Here is a 19430-nt window from a genome sequence, read left to right as displayed (position 1 = left end):
TATGAACCAGTGGGCTTTCGTGATCGGCGCCTATGCGCTCACCTTTCTGGGTACGGGCTTAATCAGCCTGCTCAGCTGGCGGGCGATGCAGGGCGCTGAAAGCAGGGCATCGGCGGACAGGCCATGAAGGCAAAGCATCAAAGGCTGGTCCTTGCCGTGGTGGCGCTCGTCGCGCTCATTGGTGCGGGTCTGCTCGCCGCTTCCGCGCTGAAGGATGAGGCGGCCTATTTCTACGCGCCCTACGACGTGAAGACGAAGGGCGTCGAGCCGGGCAAGGCGATCAGGCTGGGCGGAATGGTGGTGAAGGGGAGCCTGAAGCGCGCCAGCGACGGCGTCACCATCCGTTTCGACGTCACCGATGGCAAGTCCACCGTTCCCGCGAGCTTCAAGGGAATCACCCCCGACCTTTTCCGCGAAGGATCCGGCGTCGTCGCTGAAGGAGCGTTCGATGCCGCCGGCACTTTCCAGGCGACAAACCTGCTGGCCAAGCATGACGAACGTTACATGCCTCGTGAGCTGGAAGGCATGAGCTATGATGAGAAGACCCACAAGATGAAGGTGGATCGGTGAAGCGAGGCGTACATGATCGCTGAAGCCGGCCTGGCCGCATTATGGTTGGCCGCATCGTTGGCGCTGCTGCAACTGGCTCTCGCGGCGATCGGCCTGGCAGGGGGCAAGAGCGATCTGCTCGGCGCGGTCCGTCCCGTGGCGGTGGCGCAGGGCGTGCTGACGGCACTGGCGTTCGCCCTGCTGATAACCCTGTTCCTGCGGTCCGACATGTCGGTCCTGCTGGTCGCCAGCAACAGCCATTCCATGAAACCATGGCTGTACAAATTCGCTGGAACCTGGGGCAATCATGAAGGGTCGATGCTGCTGTGGGTCACGGTGATGGGCGTCGCCGGTTCGGCCGTCGCCCTGTTTGAGCGCGCCTTGCGACGCGACACGCATATGGCGACGTTGGGCGGGCAGGCTGCGATCAGCCTCGGCTTCTATGCATTTCTGCTTTTCGCCTCCAATCCCTTTGCGCGGATCGATCCGCCTGCCCCGGATGGGCAGGGGTTGAACCCGCTGTTGCAGGACCCCGGCCTGGCGTTTCACCCACCGACGCTTTATCTCGGCTATGTCGGCTTGTCCGTCGCCTTCTCCTTTGCGGTCGGCGCCTTGTTGACCCGGCAGGTCGACGCGGCCTTTGCGCGCGCAATGCGGCCCTGGGTGCTGGGCGCATGGATATTGCTGACGCTTGGTATCACGGCAGGCAGCTATTGGGCCTATTATGAGCTGGGCTGGGGTGGCTGGTGGTTCTGGGATCCCGTGGAAAACGCCTCGCTCATGCCGTGGCTGGCGGCGACAGCGCTGCTGCATAGCGTAACGGTGCTGGCAACTCGGGACGCGCTACGGGCCTGGACAGTGATGCTGGCGGTGATCGCCTTCTCCATGTCGATGGTGGGCACGTTCCTCGTCCGGTCGGGCATTTTGACCAGCGTTCATGCCTTTGCCGTCGATCCGGAGCGCGGTACCTTCATCCTGGCGCTTTTGGGCATCTACATTGGTGGTGCGCTGGCGCTGTTCGGCTGGCGCGTGGGCGCAGTCCGCGAGGGTGCGCCGTTCGAACTGGTCAGCCGGGAAACCATGCTGGTCGTCAACAACCTGCTGCTGTCCGTGATTTTAGGGCTGGTGCTGGTCGGCACGCTCTATCCGCTGCTGACTGAGGCCTTTGGGCACAAGGTGTCGGTGGGCGCACCCTATTTCGACCGCATCGCCGGACCCGTGGCGTTGGTGCTGATGATCGCCATGGTGCTGGGGCCGCTGACTCGCTGGCGGCGTGACCGGATGCGGGAGGTGACCCGCCGCATTACCGTTCCAATGGTGGCGGCCGGGCTGGTGTTCCTCGCCCTGGCGGTATTTGCCTGGGGCCGGATCGGCATATTGCCCTTTCTTGGTCTGGTGATCGCTCTGGCCGTCGCGGTGGGCAGCGTCGCACCTCTTTGGAAGCGCAATCTGCGGCGGACGCCACTTTTCACCTGGGGCATGGTGATCGCGCATCTGGGCTGCGCGGTCAGCCTCGTCGGCATGGCTTGCGATTCGGCGTTCACCGTGGAAAAGCTGGTCGCTGCCCGGCCGGGCGATAGGGTGGAGACCGCGGGCTGGACGCTTCGCTTCAGGCAGATCCTGCCGATCGCGGGCGATAACTGGACCGCGCTCCAGGCGGATATGGAAGCCAGTCGAGGCGGTGGGGAGCCGGTCCTCATCCATCCGCAGTCGCGCTTCTTTGCTTCGCCACCGACCACCACGACGGAGGCGGCTCTGCTCACGCGCTGGGACGGGCAGCTTTATGTCGTATTGGGGCAGGAGGCGGACGAAGGCCGCTGGCAGCTTCGCGTCTGGTGGAAGCCGTTCGTGACGCTGATCTGGTTCGGTGGCTTCCTGATCGCCCTTGGCGGAGCGCTGGCGCTGGTCGGACGCGAACGACGCGGATGGCTGCTCAAATGGCGCGCGCGCAAGGCTACGGAGAATGCCGCATGAAAAAGCTGCTGATCTGGCTGCCGCTGGCGCTGTTTCTTGGGTTTTTCGGGCTGTTTGCAAGCGGGCTGCTGCGCCCGGACGATCGGATCATCAGCTCGAAACTGGTGGGCAAGCCATTGCCGGCCTTCGCCCTGCCTGCTGCCGCGAGCGACCGCCCACCGCTGCAAAGCGGGGAGTTTGCGACCGGCAAGCCGCGCCTGCTCAACATCTTCGCGAGCTGGTGCGTGCCTTGCGCGGCCGAAGCGCCGCAGTTGCTGGCGCTCAAGCAGGCCGGTGTGGAAATAGACGCCATCGCCATCCGCGACGCCCGGCCCGATGTCGATGCCTTCCTCAACCGTTACGGCAATCCCTATTCCCGCATTGGGCTGGATGCACGCAGCGAGGTGCAGATCGCCATGGGATCGTCCGGCGTTCCCGAAAGCTTCATCATCGATGGCAAAGGGCGCATCGCATATCAGCATGTCGGCGACATTCGCGAGGATGACGTTCCGATGATCCTCGACCGGCTGAGGAATGCCCAATGAGGATGCTGATCGTCCTCCTGGCGCTGCTGCTGAATGCGCCTGCGCTTGCGCAGTCGGCGCTGCCGCCCGCGCCCTATGCCGACCGGCAGATCGAGGATCCGGCGCTGGAAAGAAAGGCGCGGACGCTGATGGAAACGATTCGCTGCCTTACCTGTCAGAGCCAGTCCATAGCCGACAGCAACGCCAGCATGGCCGGTGACATGCGTTCCCAGATCCGCGAACGCATCATGGCCGGCGAGGAGCCGGAACATATCCGCGCCTGGCTGATCGAACGCTATGGCGACTGGGTGAGCTATGAGCCGACGGCCGATCCGATCCTCTGGCCGCTCTGGGCCGCGCCGCTGATTCTCCTGGGATTGGGGCTGCTGCTGCTGCGCGGGCGGATCAGGCGGAGACGCCGGTCATGATCGGCTGGATCATCGCCATTGGGTTGTTGGCCCTGGTCAGCATCGCGCTGGTCGCAATCGGCCGCATACCGCGGACAGCTTGGGAAATTACGGCCGCTGCGCTGTTGTTGGGACTGGCCGGCTATGCCTGGCAGGGGCGTCCGGGGCTGGCGGGTTCGCCCCGGCAGCCGGCAGCAGAGGGCGCTGTCGCCTTCGACGAAAGACTCGCCGAGCAGCGCCGCGGCCTTGCCGAGCGCTATGGCAAGGCAGGCCCGTGGCTCATGGTCTCGGACGGTCTCGGGCGGCAGGGGAAAACGAAGGAAGCGGCCAATGTGTTGCTGTCCGGCCTGCGCGAGGCGCCAGACGACCCCAATCTTTGGCTGGGATTTGGTAATGCGCTGGTCGCGCATGCGGGCGGCGTGCTCTCTCCCGCTGCCGATTTTGCCTATCGCCGGTCCATGGCGATTGATCCTGAAGGGCCAGCGCCGCGTTATTTCTACGGATTGGCGCTGGCCCGCGCGGGCCAGCTCAAGGAAGCCCGCGCGCTTTGGACGCCACTTGCCGCCAGCGCGCCTGAAGACAGCGAGGTCAAGAAGGAACTCGAAGCCAATATTGCGCGTATCGATGCCATGCTGGCGTCTGGAAGCCAGTAGCCGGTCGCGGCGTCTGCGGCATCATTGCCACCATCCCGCAGCCGTGATAGGGCGCGGCGGTTTGCGGGGGCTTATGGAATGACAAGACGGGCCGCTTCCCCGTTCGGGTATCCAAAGATCATGACAATTCGGCATTTTCTTCATGGCTGACGAGATCGCGGGCACCGCGCGCGCCGATGACGAAAGCGCCCAGGATCACGGCCATGCCGGGCAAAAAGCGACGATGAAGCTGGTCGTCGGCGCGATCGGCATCGTGTTCGGCGACATCGGCACCAGTCCGCTCTACGCATTCCGGGAAACCTTTGCCGGGCATCATCATCTGGATCTCGATCCAGACCATATATTGGGTGTCATCAGCCTCATGTTCTGGTCGATGATGCTGGTTGTGACGCTCAAATATGTGACCGTCATCATGCGTGCCGACAACAAGGGGGAAGGGGGCAGCCTGGCCCTGCTTGCCCTCATCAACGGTCAAACCAGGACTCAGCGATGGTCCCGCGGTATCGTCCTGCTGGGCGTCTTTGCGACGTCACTGTTCTACGGCGATTCGATGATAACACCGGCGGTGTCGGTGCTGTCCGCGGTCGAAGGGCTGGCGGTTTACAACAGCAACCTTGCGCCTCTCATTCTGCCGGCCGCGATCATCATCCTTCTCGGCCTGTTCTGGATACAGGGATTGGGGACCAACCGCGTGGCATCGCTGTTCGGGCCGATCATGATGTTCTATTTCGTCACCATCGCGGTCCTGGGCATCATCAGCATCGTCAGGACACCGGGCATTCTTTATGCCTTCAATCCCTATTGGGCGGTCATGTTCTTCGTCACCGACCCGCTGCCCGCATTCCTGGCATTGGGTGCTGTCGTGCTGGCGGTTACGGGCGCCGAAGCACTTTACGCAGATATGGGCCATTTCGGGCGCAGCCCGATCCGCGTGTCGTGGCTGGCCTTCGTGCTCCCGGCGCTGATGATGAACTATATGGGGCAGGGCGCGCTGCTGTTCCGCGAGGGTACGGCAGCTCTTCATAGCCCCTTCTATTATCTGGCGCCGCAATGGGCGCAATTGCCGCTGGTCGGTCTGGCGACGCTTGCAGCGATCATCGCCAGCCAGGCGGTGATCTCCGGCGCTTTCTCCGTCACGCAGCAGGCGATCCAGCTTGGTTTCATGCCGCGCCTGCGGATCGCGCACACCAATGCCTCGACTGCCGGGCAGATCTACATACCCCTGATCAATTGGGGGCTGATGGTCATGGTGATCCTGCTGGTGCTGGTGTTCCAGACCTCGTCCAATCTTACCGCAGCCTATGGCATCGCGGTCACGGGCGCGATGTTCATCGACAATGTTCTGCTGACGGTGCTGCTCTATCGCCTGTGGAAATGGCCGTGGTATTATTCTGCGCCGCTGTTGACCGTGCTGTTCCTGGTGGACGGCGCCTATCTTGCGGCCAACTTCACGAAGGTGCCGGCCGGCGGCTGGTTCCCGCTGTTAATTGGTTTCGTGATCTTCACCCTGCTCACCACCTGGTCGCGTGGGCGCCGGCTGGTGCAGGATCGTTTGCGCGAAGCCGCCATGCCTATCCCGGTCTTCGTCGCTTCCGCTGCGAACAGCGCGGTTCGCGTGCCCGGGACGGCGGTGTTCATGACCTCCACGCCGGACGGTGTGCCCCACGCCCTGTTGCATAATCTCAAGCACAACAAGGTGCTGCATGAGCGCGTCATCCTTCTGACCGTCAAGATCAGGGACGTGCCGGCCGTCGAGGATGACGGACGCTGCAAGCTGGAGGATCTGGGTCGCGGATTCTTCCGGCTGGTCCTGCAATATGGCTTCATGCAGGAACCCGACGTTCCCGCCGCGCTCAAGAATGTCACGGGCTGCGGTCAGGCGTTCAGGATGATGGACACCAGCTTCTTCCTGGCCCGCCAGACTCTGCTGCCGTCCGCCAAGCCCGGCATGCCGCTATGGCGTGAGAAGATTTTCGCGTGGATGCTGCGCAATGCGGAAAGTGCGATGGAATTTTTCCGCCTGCCGACCAATCGCGTGGTCGAATTGGGTAGTCAGGTCGAAATCTGAAAAAAGGCGCGGCAGAACTGCCGCGCCCCATCGTTCAAAGCGGCGTATCAGGCCGCGTCGCGGTCGGCATTGATTTCAACGAGCTGACCGCCGTTGATCGCAATCTTCTTCGGCTTCATGGCCTCTGGCACTTCGCGGACGAGTTCGATCGTCAGCAGACCATCAGCCAGATCGGCCTTTTCGACCCGCACGAAATCAGCGAGTTCAAAGCGGCGCTCGAAGCTGCGATTGGCGATGCCGACATGCAGGAAACGCGAGCGGTCGCCGCCCTGCGAATCTTCCTTGCGCCCGGTGACCTGAAGCAGGTTCTGTTGGGCAGTGATGTCGATCTCGTCCGTACGGAAGCCTGCGACGGCCAGCGTGACGCGATAGCGATCTTCGGAAATCCGTTCGATGTTGAACGGGGGATAATTGTCGCCCTGGCTCAACCGGGCGTTGTTTTCGATAAGGTCGAAAAGACGGTCGAAGCCGACGGTCGAGCGACGATAGGGGGTAAGATCAAAACCACGCATTGTCATAATCTCCCAAAGAGCAAAATGAACATGCCGGACCCAGAACAAGGCATCCGGCGGTACCATGTCCAACCCCATGTGGCGGCCGGACGGATGGGATATGGTTTGGGAGAAAAGGGTTTCAAGTGGTCGGATAACGGGATTTTCGATGGCAGGACGAAGGTCATGTCAGGCCGCAATCCTCGTTATGCCTGCGTCAGAAAGCGTCCGGATGGCGGGCAGTTCATGTTTGAAAATAAAAGTACCCGGGCCGCGCTGCCACGACCCGGGTACTGATGGACGATTTCTCGTCTCCCCCTTGGCCTGCCTCAACCACTTCTCAGCCCCCTAAGCTTGAAGCGGGATGCAGTATCCCTGAACCACGGCCATTTACCTGTGCTTCACAGCATGTGCTATGGATAGAGCAGGCCGCTGTCACGGGCTATTTCCGGGCGCCGATATTTTCCCTGAGAGGCTGTGGCCCCATTGCAACAATTCGGCAATGCTTGCCGTCGGTCGAGAGCATGCTAGACGGGCTGCCTGTCCCTATCGAGAGGCCATTCGCGCCATCATGATTCTGACCCGATACGAACGCATGATTGCAAAGCGATATCTGCTGCCCGGAAAGGGGGAGGGTTTCATCTTCCTCGTCGCCGGCATCAGCCTGGTCGCGGTGATGCTGGGCGTTGCGGCGCTGATCATCGTGATGAGCGTGATGAACGGTTTTCGCGCGGAACTTTTCGACAAGATTGTCGGCCTCAACGGCCATGCCGTCGTCCAGGGCTATGGCGGGCGGTTGCCTGACTGGAAGGCCATATTGAAGGAAGCGAAGGCGACGCCCGGCGTCACCAGCGCCACGCCCCTGATCGAGCAGCCGCTGCTCGGCAGCTTTCAGGGGCGGGTCGAAGCGGTGCTGGTGCGGGGCATGACCGTGAACGACATCCGCAATAATGCAACACTCAAGGCAAAGGTCGTCGCGGGCAGCCTGAGCGCGCTCACGCCCAATAGCGGCAAGGTGGCGATTGGATCGCGCCTAGCCGAAAATCTGGGCATCCAGTTGGGCGACAATATCACCATCATCAATCCGGCTGGCCGTTCGACGCCCTTCGGCACCGTACCGCGACAGGTTTCCTATCAGGTGGCCGCCATTTTCGAGGTCGGCATCTACGATTATGACAAGGCCTTTGTCGTCATGCCGGTGGAGGATGCGCAGACATTGCTGCTGCTGGGTGACGTTGTCAGCATGATCGAGGTCGAGACGGTGAACGCCGATCAGGTGGCCGCCATATTGGAGCCGCTGGCAGGAAAGGTCGCCGGTCGCGCAATCATCACCGACTGGCGGCAGATGAATGCGTCCCTGTTCGAAGCGCTTGCGGTGGAGCGCGTCGCGATGTTCGTCGTGCTTTCCATCATCGTGCTGGTGGCCGTGTTCAACATCCTCTCCTCCTTGATCATGCTGGTGCGCGCCAAGACGCGCGATATCGCGATCCTGCGTACGATGGGTGCCAGCCGCGGAGGCCTGGTGAAGATCTTCATGACCGTCGGCGTGACGATCGGCGCGCTGGGCATGGCGGCCGGGATGGTGCTGGGATTCACCTTCCTGTTCTTCCGTCAGAGCGTGGTGAACGCCATCCAGTTCCTTACGGGACAGAATCTCTGGGATCCCTCGATCCGCTTTCTCACCGAATTGCCTGCCAAGCCCGATCCTGTGGAGATTGCCACCATCTGTCTAATGGCGCTGATCTTCAGCTTCCTGGCGACGCTTTACCCAGCGTTCAAGGCGGCCAACACCGATCCTGTGCAGGTACTGCGTTATGAATGAAATATTGCAGGTCGCCGGCCTGAAGCGCAGCTTCACCCAGGGCGGCGTTACGATTGAAGTGCTGCGGGGCGTCAACCTGTCTGTAGGGCAGGGTGAGATCGTCGCGCTGCTCGGCCCGTCGGGATCGGGAAAGTCGACGCTGCTCCAGGCGGTCGGACTGTTGGAGGGCGGATTTGACGGGTCGATCCGCATTGCGGGTGAGGAAGCGGCGAAGCTGGACAATGACGGGCGGACGCGGCTGCGGAGGGATGCGCTTGGTTTCGTTTACCAGTTCCACCATCTGCTGCCGGACTTCAACGCAGTGGAGAATGTCATATTGCCGCAGGTGATCCGCGATGCGGAGATGGCGGTAGCCCGCGTCCGCGCAGAATCGCTGCTCGGTTCATTGGGGCTGGGCCATCGGCTGGAGCATCGCCCGAGCCAACTTTCGGGCGGGGAGCAGCAGCGGGTGGCCGTGGCGCGGGCGCTGGCAAATCGGCCGGCACTGGTCCTGGCGGATGAGCCCACCGGCAACCTGGACGAGCGGACCGCCGATGTCGTGCTTGCCGAATTCCTGCGACTGGTGCGCGAGGAAGGCTCCGCAGCGCTGGTGGCGACGCATAATGAACGACTGGCGGAGAAAATGGACCGGGTCGTGCGTCTTCACGAAGGGCAGCTGGAGGAAAGCTCAGGCGTGATGTGACGCCGCATCGCGGATCGTCGCGATGACGATCTGATCGCGTCCCTGGTTCTTGGCGCGAAGCAATGCTGCATCCGCCGTCCGGACCAGCGTTTCCGCACGGCCATGTTCGGGGAAGACCGCAAGGCCGAAGGAGGCGGTGACCGGCCCCAGTTCTTCGCCCTCATGATGGACGCGCAGCGCCTGCAATTTCTGCTGCACCTGCAGGGCGCGGTCGATGGCCTGATCCTGCGCGAAGCTGGGCATCAGCAGCACAAACTCCTCTCCACCCAGGCGGAAGGCGCAATCCTTCTCCCGCAAGGCGTCGTTCAGCACGCCGCCCACGGCGCGAAGTACGGCGTCGCCCGCATCATGGCCATGCGCATCGTTGAACCGCTTGAAATGGTCTATGTCCACCATCAGGCAGGCCAGCGGTGACAGGGAATTTTCGGCGTGGGCCACCTGCTCCTTGAACACCGCATCGAACCGGCGGCGGTTCGCAAGGCCGGTCAACGGATCCGCCATCGCCATCTGCCGCAATGCATCGCGAAGCCGCAGATTGGCGAGTGCCAGGCCGATATTTTCCGCCAGCATTTCCAGATATTTTTCGGTGCGCCCGATCTGTTCGGCTGTCCGATCCTCGGGTTCCTCGACATAGAGTAGCCCGATGCTTTCACCCTGCGCCGACAGCGGGATGCAGATTGTGCGTATCTGCGGAGCCGCGTCGAAATGTTCGCAGGGAATGTCGATCAGCTCGCCGGTCGGTTTGTGTATCTGCCCGCGCCGCAGCGCCCAGCAGGTCGTCGGCGCGAATTCCTGGCCCGACTCACGGGGCGTCAACCAGTCGCACGCCTGCACCATCATGTTGCGTCGCGCGTCGTGAATGTAGAGCCGTCCGGCGAAACCGGGGGCGATCTCCGGGGCGAAACGCCGGACAACCTCGACCAGGTCGCCGGTGCAGTCACAGCCCTGGAGGCGTTGGGTCATGCGTGAGAGCTGGTCGCGCGTGATCCGGTCGGCATCCCGTTCCTGCTCCAGTCTTTGCCTTTCCAGGCCGTTTTCGCGAAAGATGCGGATGGCCTGGGCCATGTCGCCGATCTCGTCCACCTGAGGAAAGTCCGGCGGAACGGCGGCATAATCCTGCGCGGCGAGGCGCGTGACGACATCGCTCAACCGCACCACCGGCCGCAATATGCGCTGTTTCAGGATGAAGTAGAGCACGCACAGGAACAGCAGGGCGGTTGCACCCATCATGATTTCCGACACGAACCGCCATCGGCGGGCCGCTTCGGTAGCCTGACTGACGATATTCTCTGTCCGCTGGTCCAGCATATACTGGAACTTGCCAATCTGGGCGGCGATCCGATCCAGTTCGCGGCCATATTCGTCACCGAAGAGGATGGTGCGCGCGGTTTCCCCGTCGCCCCTCTGGGCAGCGCTGATCGCCGCTTCCTGCTCAGCCGTCAGCGCATCGGCCCAATGCAGTCCCTGCTGCAATGCTGCGAGTTCGCTGACGCTGGCCCCGCGATCGCGCAGATGGGCGATGCGTTGCTCGACAGAACGGAGCATCGCCTTCTCCCGTTGATAGGCGATGATATGCGACGGATCGCCCGTAATCACATAGGCACGGGCCTGTTCGGTTTGCCTGTAGGCGTCTTCCGCCAGCGTGGCGGTCAACTGGTCGAAAATAGCGCGCTGTTCGACGGCAGCCCGTTCCTTCTCCTCCGCGCTGGACGCCATCAGCATGACCGCACCCGAAGCCAGGGTGAGGGCCACGGTGGCGCCATAAGCATAATTGGTGATGGTAGACAGGCGCATGATCATCCCGAGCGATAGCGTTTGCCGGGCGGATGAGATCACCGGCCGGCTCAGACGATCTTGCGACTCAAAAGTTGGAGATATGTTAACCATCGGGCCAGGGTGGCGTGATTTACCCACGACTTTCTGCATCTGGGGGCTGGTGCCGAATCGACGGCAATGCCTAAATGAGCGCATGCCTCATGCCGGTTTCGTTCCCCTTCGCGTCTTTTCATCTTTCACCATGCTGGAAGGGGCGATCGATCCCAAGAAGATCGCCAAACAGGCAAAGGCACTGGGCTTTCCGGCCGCCGCGATCACGGACCGCAACGGCCTTTATGGCTCCATGGCCTTTTCCGACGCCTGCAAGGACGAAGGGGTGCAACCGATCATCGGCGCCATGGTCGGCATTTCGCGGCCCGATCGACCGGCCAATGCGGCGCCGGTTCACGACTGGATCGCGCTTTATGCGCAGGATACGGCCGGCTATGACAATCTCTGCGCGCTTGTGTCGATGGCGCATCTTGACCGTCCGGTTGAGGAAGTGCCGCATATCAGTCTCGACATGCTGGCGGGGCGTACCGACGGCCTGATCGCCCTGACGGCTGGAGCGGAAGGCGCGCTGGCGCGGCTCTTTGCCGAGGATCAACCGGTTGCGGCGCTCGCCTATGCCAAGCGGTTGGAAGCGCTGTTCCCGGACCGGCTCTATATCGAGATATGTCGCCGCTTCGACCCGGTCGAGGGAAAGGCGGAACATGAACTGCTCGACCTTGCCTATGCACGCAACCTGCCGCTGGTCGCGACCAACCCCACCTGCTTTGCCGAGCCGCACTTCCATGAAGCGCATGATGTGATGCTTTGCATCGCCGACAGCGCCTATGTCGAGACGCCCGACCGGCGGACCAGTTCGCCCGACGCCTGGATGAAGCCGGCGGCGGAAATGAAGCGGCTGTTCGAGGATCTGCCCGAAGCACTCGCCAACACCCTGGTGGTCGCACAGCGCTGCGCCGTCGCGGCACCCAAGCGCAAGCCCATATTGCCCAGCCTGGCCGGAGACATAGAAGGCGAAGCGAAGATGCTGCGCGAGCAGGCGACGGCGGGGCTGGAGGCGCGGCTCGCAAAGGCCGGCATCACCGGGGAGGAAGCGCGAAAGCCCTATTTCGACCGGCTTCAGTTCGAAACCGACATCATCATCCAGATGGGCTTCCCCGGCTATTTCCTGATCGTGGCCGACTTCATCAAATGGGCGAAAGATCATGACATTCCGGTGGGGCCGGGACGTGGTTCGGGTGCGGGGTCGGTCGTCGCCTGGGCGCTGACGATCACGGATCTCGATCCGCTGCAACTGGGGTTGCTGTTCGAACGCTTCCTGAACCCGGAACGCGTTTCCATGCCGGACTTCGACATCGACTTCTGCGAAACGCGGCGGGGCGAGGTAATCCGCTACGTCCAGCAGAAATATGGTGCGGACCATGTCGCACAGATCATCACCTTCGGAAAGCTGAAGGCGCGCGCCGTTCTGAAGGATACCGGGCGCGTCCTGCAGATGAGCTATGGCCAGGTCGACCGTCTGGCCAAGCTGGTGCCCAACCATCCGACCGACCCCTGGACGCTGGAGCGCTCCCTGAACGGCGTTGCGGAGTTCAGGGCGGAATATGACAATGACGCGCAGGTCAAACGGCTGATCGATTACGCAATGAAGCTGGAGGGGTTCCCCCGCCACAGTTCGACCCATGCGGCCGGTGTGGTGATCGGCGACAGGCCATTGTCCCAGCTTGTGCCGCTTTACCGAGATCCCCGATCGGACATGCCGGTGACGCAGTTCGACATGAAATATGTCGAGGGCGCGGGGCTGGTGAAATTCGACTTTCTGGGCCTCAAGACGCTGTCCGTCCTGCAGAAGGCGGTACAACTGCTCGCGGGCCGAGGTGTGGCGATCGACCTTGATGCGCTCGGCTGGGATGATCAGGCCGTCTATGAACTGCTTCAGCGGGGCGACACGGTCGGCGTGTTCCAGTTGGAATCGGAGGGCATGCGCAAGACGCTGGCCGCTGTGCGCCCGACCAATTTCGGCGACATCATCGCGCTTGTTTCGCTCTACCGCCCTGGGCCGATGGACAATATCCCGATGTTCGGCCGTCGCAAGAACGGGCAGGAACAGATTGAATATCCCCACATCCTGCTGAAACCGATTCTCGAAGAAACCTATGGCATCTTCGTCTATCAGGAGCAGGTGATGCAGGCCGCGCAGATCCTGGCAGGCTATTCGCTGGGCGACGCCGACCTTCTCCGTCGGGCCATGGGCAAGAAGATCAAGGCGGAGATGGACGCGCAGCGCGCGCGCTTCGTCGAAGGATGCGCACAGAGCGACATCGCGGCCGCGAAGGCAAATGAGCTTTTCGACCTGATCGACAAGTTTGCGGGCTATGGTTTCAACAAGTCGCATGCCGCCGCCTATGCGCTGCTCGCCTATCAGACGGCTTGGCTGAAGGCGCATTTTCCGGCGGAATTCTACGCCGCCTCCATGGCCTTCGACATCCATCTGACGGATAAGCTGACCGTTTTCGTCGATGACATGCGGCGTATGAGGCTGAACTGTCTTGCGCCGGACATCAACCGCAGCCTTGCGGATTTCTCGGTCGAAGCGGTGGAATATGACGGCGACGATCCGCGCCTGGGCTTTGCCGTGCGTTATGCGCTCGGCGGCCTGAAAGGCGTAGGTGAGAAGGCGATGGAGCAACTCGTGGCGGAGCGGGACGCTGGCGGACCGTTCAAGTCCCTGGACGATTTTGCCGATCGGATCGAACCGCGGCTGCTCAATCGACGACAGTTGGAAAGTCTGGCGGCCGCGGGCGCATTTGATGGCGTGCATGCCGACAGGGCGGGTGTCCATGCGGCGGCGGAGACTATCCTCAGTGTTGCCTCCAGCGCTGCAGAGGCGAGGGAAAGCGGGCAGGGCGGCCTGTTTGGAGATGTCGAAACGCCGCATGCCGACGTCCGCATTCCGCCGCATCAGACCTGGTCGACGGCGGATCGCATGGCGCAGGAAAAGGAGGCATTCGGCTTTTATTTCTCCGCGCATCCGGTCGACCGCTACCGGCATCTGGCGGAAGCCCGTGGCGCGAAAAGCTATGGCGCCATATGCACCGAACCTGTGGCGGAGGGCGGGCGCGCCAATGGCGTGATGGCGGCAATGGTCGAGGATGTCCGCTGGCGCGAAACCAAGCGGGGCGCGCGCTATGCTTCCGCCACATTTTCCGACAGCAGCGGTCAGTTTCAGGCAAGCTGCTTCGATGAAGATGCGTGCAGGGCGATCGAGGATATGGTGCGCGAAGGCGATTGCGCGCTGTTGATGGTGGAATTGGACCGTATGCCGGGCGAAGAAACGCCGCGCGTTACGATCCGGGGGGTCGAGCCCTTCCGCCAACTGGCCAACAGTTCGCGGATGGAACTGGTGGTTGATGTGAGCGATGCAGCGGCGATCGACACGCTCGCCCAGCTGCTCGGACGGGCCAAGGGAGGGCGGAGCGAAGTCTTTCTGCGAGCGCCCGTGGGCGGGGGCAGAGCGGTGCGACTGTTCCTTGGCGACGATTATCTGATCGGCGCCGATCAGGTCGACAGCATCGCGACCATAGCAGGTTTGCGCATCGGATCGTTCGAACGCATGGAGCCCAAGGCCGATGGTTATCGCGCCCGCAACCGCCGTTCGGGTTTGCGACTGGTCGCTGGATAGGCGACAGTTCGGGGTGGCGTCCCGCAGTGAAATCTGACGGTTGTCAAAAAAGGCTCATCTGATCGCCCTCCGGCGGTCGGAACAGGTCGGTACGCAACGTCACCCGCTCGCCGGTAAAGCCCGCTCTTCGGCGCGCTTTCTGGAAACGGGCGCGGATCAGGTCGGCCCACACACCGCGTCCGCGCATTCGGCTGCCAAAGTTCGGGTCATTGTCCCGGCCGCCCCTTATGTCGCGAATGATCGCCATCACCTTGGCGGCGCGATCGGGATAATGTTCCTCCAGCCAGGCGCGGAATAGAGGTGCGACTTCATGCGGCAGACGGACGGGAATATAGGTGGCGTCCAGTGCACCGGCTGAGGCGACGCGCTCGATAATATCCTCTATTTCATGATCGGTGATCGCAGGGATGATCGGGGATATGCTGGCCACGACCGGAACGCCCGACTGCGCCAGCGTCCGGATAGCCTCCACGCGCCGGAGCGGATGCGGCGCTCGCGGCTCCAATGTTCGGGCCGTGAGCGGGTTCAGCGAGGTCACCGAAATCATCACCGCGACCAGCCGCTCCTGCGCCAACCGGGTCAACAGATCCAGATCGCGCACTATGCGGTCGGATTTGGTAGTGATATAGACTGGGTGTCGACATTCCCATAATATTTCAAGGCATTGCCTGGTAATCTTCCAATCTCGTTCGATCGGCTGATAAGGATCTGTGTTGGTGCCCATCGCGATCGGGCTGACCAGATGAGACTTTCTGGAAAGCTCCTTGCGGAGAAGTGCCGCAGCATCGGGTTTGGCAAACAGGCGGGTTTCGAAATCGAGGCCCGGGGACAGGTCGTGATAGGCATGGGTCGGACGGGCAAAGCAGTAGATGCAACCATGTTCGCAGCCCCGATAGGCGTTGATCGATTGGCTGAAGGCGATATCGGGAGAATTGTTCCGGCTGATGATGGTGCGAGCGCGTTCGATGGTCACCTCTGTGCGTCGCCTTGGCGGAGCGCCGTCAATCTCGGTCAGGGCATCCAGCCAATCGCCGTCCTCCTTCCGCTCGGGCATGTTGAAGCGACGGCTTTCGCCGTTCGCCGTCGCACCTCTGCCTTTCTCCGTCGCCATGGCTCAATTAGAACATAAAGAGAACATATTGACAAGGCCCCACCCGAAGGTTCATCTAAACCCTTTGAAAAATGGGGGCATCATGCGGAAGATCATCGTCGCGGCAGGTTTGTGGATGGCGGCGCTGGCGTCGCCTTGTCTGGCGGCCGACAAGGAAGCCTGCGGCACAGGACTGATATGCGCGAGTGATCCGCAGACGGTGGTGCAGGCGTTGCAGGCCGCTGGATACAAGGCGTTGCTGAGCAAGAGCAAGCAGACCGGCAATCCGAAGATCGAAAGCGCGGCGAGCGGCTATGATTATTCGATCTTCTTCTACGAATGCGAGCAGACGCGCCATTGCGGCTCGCTGCAATTTCAGGTGAGTTTCGAGGATGACGGCGGCAATACGCCTGAGCTTGCCAATAAATGGAACAAGGACAAGAGATTCGCGCAGATGTCGGTCTGGGACGACGGGTCTCTGGCGGTTGCCTATGATGTGACGACGGTAGGCGGCCTCAACCAGAAGAATTTCGAGGATGTGATCGATTGGTGGACGGTCATGCTGGGCGAGGCGAGCAAATTCTTCAAGGAAAACCCCGCCCCTGATAAATGAGGCCGCGACCTGCGGCGATGTGTCAGCGCTCGGTCAGGCGCGGCATGAGTTCCACGAAGTTGCAGGGCCGGAAACGACTGTCCAATTGGCTGACGAGTATGCCATCCCAGGCATCCTTCACCGCGCCGGTGGATCCGGGCAGAGCGAAGATATAGGTACCCCGAGCCACGCAGGCGGTCGCCCGCGACTGGATGGTCGATGTGCCGATGCTCTGATAGCTGAGCCAGCGGAACAGTTCGCCAAAGCCCGGAATCTCCTTGTCCTGCACCTGTGCCAGCGCTTCGGGGGTAATGTCGCGGCCCGTCACGCCTGTTCCCCCGGTTGTGATGATGCAATCGATCTGCGGATCGTCTATCCAGGCATGCAGGCGCGCAACGATGGCCGAGCGTTCGTCCTTCTCTATATGGCGGTCCGCCAGGATATGACCAGCGCCTGTGATGCGTTCCGCCAGTGTGTCGCCGGAACGGTCGTCGGCAACCGTGCGGCTGTCCGACACTGTCAACAATGCGATCCTGACCGGCAGGAAGGCCCGGCTTTCATCGATCGGCATCAGTCGGAACCGCCCGCGATGCTGGAGGCGATGCTGGCGCTCGCCATCGGCCTCTTCGGCGTCAGGCGCACCAGGCGCGACCCCTTGGTCCCCGGAAATGTCGGCCATAGGCCCTGCGCGATGCCGGCCAGGGAGTCCGCACTGCCCTTCGCCTGAATCTGATACATCCAGTAATTGCGCATCACGATGTTCACATAGGCGCGCGTCTCGTAATAAGGCAGGGATTCGATAAACAGCAGCGGATCGCCATTATCCTTCACTTCGCTGTTCCACCGTTCGACAGGTGCCGGACCGGCATTATAGGCGGCCATAACCTTGGGCAGCAGCCCGCCGGTCGCGCTCATGTCGCGCAGGTTTTCAAGATAGCGCTGGCCATATTCCATATTGGTCGACGGCACGAACAATTGGTCGGACGCGGAAAGGCCCATCAGGTTGCCTGTGCTGGGTAGTACCTGCATCAGCCCCCTGGCGCCCGCGCTGCTCACGACATCCCGCCGGAACCCCGATTCCTGAAGCGTATGGGCATAGATGAGCGCCGGGTCGACGCGCCACCCGCCATCGGGCCGCCAATTGGGTGCGGGAAAGCGCGCGAAACTGCCAGGCTGCTTGCCGGCTGGTCCGTTATGGGCCAGCCAGAGCTGCGTTTCGGGCATGTTGAGCGTGCTCGCCAGCCGGATCAACGCCTCATACTGGCCGGTACCGCCGATCTTCGCCTGATAACGGAGGATCTGGTCGGCCCGTGCCGTTTCCCCAATTGCGGAAAGAGCGATCGCAGCCCGGACATTCGGACTATCCTTGAGCTGCTGCCATTCAGCAGCGCCGAAGCGGGTGGCGGAGGGCACGCCGCCCAGCGGTTCCGCCAGCGTTTCCCGGGCCAAGAGGCCATAGAAGCTTTCTTCAGAACGGGCTGCGGTTTTCAGCAGGTTTTCGACGCGCTCTGGCTCCCCGCAGACCATATAGGCACGTGCAGCCCAATAAGCGCCGGCTGCGCGCATGTCGCTGTTGCCGGCAAGCGCAGCGACATTGCCAAAGGCGGAGGCAGCAGCGCGACAGTCATTCTGTCGCCAGGCTGCAAGTCCTGTCGTCCAATGGGCCTGGACTGTCCAATCACCGCCGCCCCGGCTTTCGAGAGCCTTTGCCGCCATGCGCCGCGCGTTCGCATCATCGCTTTCGATATAATAGGCCCAGGCGACGCGCTGTCGCACTTCGGTCAGGCCCTCCGGCGTCAGCCCGGCCTCTCCGGCACCGAGCACAGCTTCGGCGCCGGCTGGATCGTCATTCTTGATGAACGTCTGAATCTGGCCGACCAGCGCCTGGGCCAGAGGATCTGTCTTCACCGCGGCGACATATTCGCGGCGCGGCGCAGCGCCCAGCCAGACCATTTTCTGCACCTGGGGCAGGGTAGGCAGGATCGTGGCGCCGCGCTTTTGCGCGAGGCGGGAAAGCTGATCAGCCTTGTCCAGCCATGGCGCCTTGTTGATGAGGTCGAGCAATTCGAACAGTTCGACCCTGGGCGAATTCTTTGCGAGATAAAGCTCGGCCAAGGCCACCGGACGGAATGCATCCTGCGCATCGAGCGTCGCGATCATCGCCTTCGCATCGATCCACCGCTGGTCCCGCAAAGCCGCGTAGATGGAACTGTACCGGCCTTTGTCCCCATCGCTCAATTGCAGGGGCGAGGACGACAGATCTCTGTATGTCGCTGGAATGGAGTTAGCCGTATCGGCCTGTGCCGGCATCACTGTAGCTGCCGTGAAGGCCAGCGCTGCGACGCATGACGAAAAGGCGGTGGCGCGGATCACTTAGTCATTTCCTCGATCAGACCTTGCATGACACGCCAGCATTCTGCCTTTGCCGCGGGCTGGCCAAGCAGCAAACGCGGGTGAAATGTGGCGAAGGCGGGTAAAGTGCCGCCATCATGGTTAAATTTCCGTAAACCTGAATCGGCCGTGGGCATCAGCGTGCGGATCGTCCGATCGCCCAACAACAGCAATCTTTGCGGTGAAGCAAACATCACATGTGTGCGCATGCGCGTTGCGGCCAATGCAAGATCCGTCGCCTCTACCATCGCACCTGGCGGGCGGGACAGGAAAAGGGAGGCCAGATGGACGTCCTGCCGATCGAGGCCAATCGCCCGCAGCATGGCGTCGAACAATTGTCCCGCACGATCGCTGAACAGGACTCCTGCCTCTAAATCGGCGGGATCGGGCATGTCGGTAATGACCATGAGCGGCGCATTGACAGGCCCCGCAGGCATGATGGCAGCGCCCGGCCAGCGCCGCTCCGGCTGCGCAGCGCCTTCCGCCAGCCAGGTCATGAAGGCTTCGAAAGACTGGGGCCGGGTCAGGGTGGCACCATCATCCGCAGCGGAAATCCGCGGGCGCGCCGCGTCCTGAACAGGGCGCAGCCAATTCATCGGCTCCTCCCCGACGGCGCAATCAACGCCGGCCAGACTCCACCATGCCATATAGGCATTGGCGGTTTCCGCCAGATTTTCCATCAATAATCCCCGCATCGATTGT

At 62.1% G+C, this 19430-nt stretch carries 18 protein-coding genes; 12 read left to right on the top strand and 6 right to left on the bottom strand.

Annotation, left to right across the window (positions count from 1 at the left end; translation table 11 throughout):
- Position 1 precedes the first annotated feature (1 nt).
- The 7 genes from MRBLMC3_RS03450 to MRBLMC3_RS03420 all read left to right on the top strand — a co-directional run bounded on the left by MRBLMC3_RS03450 (position 2) and on the right by MRBLMC3_RS03420 (position 6154).
- Positions 2-127 (top strand): hypothetical protein, encoded by a 126-nt coding sequence (locus MRBLMC3_RS03450; protein WP_363734745.1) that lies wholly within the window; start codon positions 2-4, stop codon positions 125-127.
- Complete coding sequence (ccmE, locus tag MRBLMC3_RS03445; protein WP_363825828.1) at positions 124-570, top strand: cytochrome c maturation protein CcmE; 447 nt, start codon at positions 124-126, stop codon at positions 568-570. Before MRBLMC3_RS03450 ends, ccmE begins: the two co-directional genes overlap by 4 nt.
- Before the next feature lie 12 nt (positions 571-582).
- Complete coding sequence (locus MRBLMC3_RS03440) at positions 583-2523, top strand: heme lyase CcmF/NrfE family subunit (RefSeq protein WP_363825825.1); 1941 nt, start codon at positions 583-585, stop codon at positions 2521-2523.
- Positions 2520-3047, top strand: a complete 528-nt coding sequence (locus tag MRBLMC3_RS03435) for a redoxin family protein (protein ID WP_363825823.1) — start codon at positions 2520-2522, stop codon at positions 3045-3047. The genes MRBLMC3_RS03440 and MRBLMC3_RS03435 overlap by 4 nt, the downstream gene beginning before the upstream one ends.
- Positions 3044-3454, top strand: a complete 411-nt coding sequence (locus MRBLMC3_RS03430) for a cytochrome c-type biogenesis protein (RefSeq protein WP_363825820.1) — start codon at positions 3044-3046, stop codon at positions 3452-3454. Before MRBLMC3_RS03435 ends, MRBLMC3_RS03430 begins: the two co-directional genes overlap by 4 nt.
- A complete protein-coding gene (locus MRBLMC3_RS03425; protein WP_363825817.1) occupies positions 3451-4086 on the top strand; it encodes a tetratricopeptide repeat protein in 636 nt (211 codons plus the stop codon). The genes MRBLMC3_RS03430 and MRBLMC3_RS03425 overlap by 4 nt, the downstream gene beginning before the upstream one ends.
- A 142-nt stretch (positions 4087-4228) precedes the next feature.
- Positions 4229-6154: a potassium transporter Kup gene (locus MRBLMC3_RS03420; protein WP_363825814.1), complete on the top strand. Its 1926-nt coding sequence runs from the start codon at positions 4229-4231 to the stop codon at positions 6152-6154.
- 47 nt (positions 6155-6201) lie between these two features.
- On the opposite strand, the gene MRBLMC3_RS03415 is transcribed toward MRBLMC3_RS03420, so the two are convergent.
- Positions 6202-6666, bottom strand: coding sequence for an Hsp20 family protein (locus MRBLMC3_RS03415; protein WP_363734755.1), 465 nt, complete (start codon positions 6664-6666; stop codon positions 6202-6204).
- Positions 6667-6690: 24 nt separating this feature from the next.
- Here MRBLMC3_RS03415 and MRBLMC3_RS03410 point away from each other — a divergent pair, with 24 nt between their 5' ends.
- From MRBLMC3_RS03410 to MRBLMC3_RS03400, 3 genes are all read left to right on the top strand, one after another.
- Complete coding sequence (locus MRBLMC3_RS03410) at positions 6691-6942, top strand: hypothetical protein (protein WP_363825811.1); 252 nt, start codon at positions 6691-6693, stop codon at positions 6940-6942.
- A gap of 274 nt (positions 6943-7216) precedes the next feature.
- Positions 7217-8467, top strand: coding sequence for a lipoprotein-releasing ABC transporter permease subunit (locus MRBLMC3_RS03405; RefSeq protein WP_363754682.1), 1251 nt, complete (start codon positions 7217-7219; stop codon positions 8465-8467).
- Entirely contained in the window at positions 8460-9149 is a 690-nt protein-coding gene (locus MRBLMC3_RS03400; RefSeq protein ID WP_133652068.1) for an ABC transporter ATP-binding protein, read from the top strand. The genes MRBLMC3_RS03405 and MRBLMC3_RS03400 overlap by 8 nt, the downstream gene beginning before the upstream one ends.
- Here the strand turns inward: MRBLMC3_RS03400 and MRBLMC3_RS03395 are convergent.
- Positions 9135-10943: a diguanylate cyclase gene (locus MRBLMC3_RS03395; RefSeq protein WP_363825808.1), complete on the bottom strand. Its 1809-nt coding sequence runs from the start codon at positions 10941-10943 to the stop codon at positions 9135-9137. The two genes, MRBLMC3_RS03400 and MRBLMC3_RS03395, sit on opposite strands and share 15 nt — an antisense overlap.
- A 175-nt stretch (positions 10944-11118) precedes the next feature.
- On the opposite strand from MRBLMC3_RS03395, the gene dnaE reads away from it, so the two are divergent.
- Positions 11119-14655: a DNA polymerase III subunit alpha gene (gene dnaE, locus MRBLMC3_RS03390; RefSeq protein ID WP_363825805.1), complete on the top strand. Its 3537-nt coding sequence runs from the start codon at positions 11119-11121 to the stop codon at positions 14653-14655.
- A 43-nt stretch (positions 14656-14698) separates the two neighbouring features.
- Here the strand turns inward: dnaE and MRBLMC3_RS03385 are convergent, their stop codons facing one another.
- Positions 14699-15766: a PA0069 family radical SAM protein gene (locus tag MRBLMC3_RS03385; protein WP_363825802.1), complete on the bottom strand. Its 1068-nt coding sequence runs from the start codon at positions 15764-15766 to the stop codon at positions 14699-14701.
- An 82-nt stretch (positions 15767-15848) separates the two neighbouring features.
- Between MRBLMC3_RS03385 and MRBLMC3_RS03380 the strand changes: the two genes are divergently transcribed.
- Complete coding sequence (locus tag MRBLMC3_RS03380; RefSeq protein WP_363734762.1) at positions 15849-16358, top strand: YbjN domain-containing protein; 510 nt, start codon at positions 15849-15851, stop codon at positions 16356-16358.
- 22 nt (positions 16359-16380) lie between these two features.
- On the opposite strand, the gene moaB is transcribed toward MRBLMC3_RS03380, so the two are convergent.
- Genes moaB through MRBLMC3_RS03365 form a run of 3 tightly spaced genes read right to left on the bottom strand, consistent with a single transcriptional unit; the run spans position 16381 to position 19423 of the window.
- Positions 16381-16908 carry a molybdenum cofactor biosynthesis protein B gene (moaB, locus tag MRBLMC3_RS03375; protein ID WP_363734763.1) on the bottom strand — a complete coding sequence of 176 codons (528 nt, stop codon included), beginning with the start codon at positions 16906-16908 and terminating at the stop codon, positions 16381-16383.
- Positions 16908-18710 carry a lytic transglycosylase domain-containing protein gene (locus tag MRBLMC3_RS03370; protein ID WP_363825799.1) on the bottom strand — a complete coding sequence of 601 codons (1803 nt, stop codon included), beginning with the start codon at positions 18708-18710 and terminating at the stop codon, positions 16908-16910. Before MRBLMC3_RS03370 ends, moaB begins: the two co-directional genes overlap by 1 nt.
- A complete protein-coding gene (locus MRBLMC3_RS03365) occupies positions 18707-19423 on the bottom strand; it encodes a uracil-DNA glycosylase family protein (RefSeq protein ID WP_363825797.1) in 717 nt (238 codons plus the stop codon). The genes MRBLMC3_RS03370 and MRBLMC3_RS03365 overlap by 4 nt, the downstream gene beginning before the upstream one ends.
- Between the last annotated feature and the right edge of the window lie 7 nt (positions 19424-19430).

It is taken from the genome of Sphingobium sp. LMC3-1-1.1 (genome assembly GCF_040676285.1).
Lineage (GTDB): Bacteria > Pseudomonadota > Alphaproteobacteria > Sphingomonadales > Sphingomonadaceae > Sphingobium.
The sequence above is the reverse complement of the archived record's forward strand: the minus strand, read 5'-3'. Positions and strand labels throughout refer to the sequence as shown.

Bases quoted from the DNA above. Each gene is read 5' to 3' on its own strand.
- MRBLMC3_RS03380 (WP_363734762.1), top strand. From the start codon at position 15,849: ATGCGGAAGATCATCGTCGCGGCAGGTTTGTGGATGGCGGCGCTGGCG.
- MRBLMC3_RS03385 (WP_363825802.1), bottom strand. From the start codon at position 15,766: ATGGCGACGGAGAAAGGCAGAGGTGCGACGGCGAACGGCGAAAGCCGT.
- MRBLMC3_RS03400 (WP_133652068.1), top strand. From the start codon at position 8,460: ATGAATGAAATATTGCAGGTCGCCGGCCTGAAGCGCAGCTTCACCCAG.
- MRBLMC3_RS03395 (WP_363825808.1), bottom strand. From the start codon at position 10,943: ATGCGCCTGTCTACCATCACCAATTATGCTTATGGCGCCACCGTGGCC.
- moaB (WP_363734763.1), bottom strand. From the start codon at position 16,908: ATGCCGATCGATGAAAGCCGGGCCTTCCTGCCGGTCAGGATCGCATTG.
- MRBLMC3_RS03430 (WP_363825820.1), top strand. From the start codon at position 3,044: ATGAGGATGCTGATCGTCCTCCTGGCGCTGCTGCTGAATGCGCCTGCG.
- MRBLMC3_RS03435 (WP_363825823.1), top strand. From the start codon at position 2,520: ATGAAAAAGCTGCTGATCTGGCTGCCGCTGGCGCTGTTTCTTGGGTTT.
- MRBLMC3_RS03410 (WP_363825811.1), top strand. From the start codon at position 6,691: ATGAACATGCCGGACCCAGAACAAGGCATCCGGCGGTACCATGTCCAA.
- MRBLMC3_RS03425 (WP_363825817.1), top strand. From the start codon at position 3,451: ATGATCGGCTGGATCATCGCCATTGGGTTGTTGGCCCTGGTCAGCATC.
- MRBLMC3_RS03365 (WP_363825797.1), bottom strand. From the start codon at position 19,423: ATGCGGGGATTATTGATGGAAAATCTGGCGGAAACCGCCAATGCCTAT.
- MRBLMC3_RS03450 (WP_363734745.1), top strand. From the start codon at position 2: ATGAACCAGTGGGCTTTCGTGATCGGCGCCTATGCGCTCACCTTTCTG.
- MRBLMC3_RS03440 (WP_363825825.1), top strand. From the start codon at position 583: ATGATCGCTGAAGCCGGCCTGGCCGCATTATGGTTGGCCGCATCGTTG.
- MRBLMC3_RS03420 (WP_363825814.1), top strand. From the start codon at position 4,229: ATGGCTGACGAGATCGCGGGCACCGCGCGCGCCGATGACGAAAGCGCC.
- ccmE (WP_363825828.1), top strand. From the start codon at position 124: ATGAAGGCAAAGCATCAAAGGCTGGTCCTTGCCGTGGTGGCGCTCGTC.
- MRBLMC3_RS03405 (WP_363754682.1), top strand. From the start codon at position 7,217: ATGATTCTGACCCGATACGAACGCATGATTGCAAAGCGATATCTGCTG.
- dnaE (WP_363825805.1), top strand. From the start codon at position 11,119: ATGCCTCATGCCGGTTTCGTTCCCCTTCGCGTCTTTTCATCTTTCACC.
- MRBLMC3_RS03415 (WP_363734755.1), bottom strand. From the start codon at position 6,666: ATGCGTGGTTTTGATCTTACCCCCTATCGTCGCTCGACCGTCGGCTTC.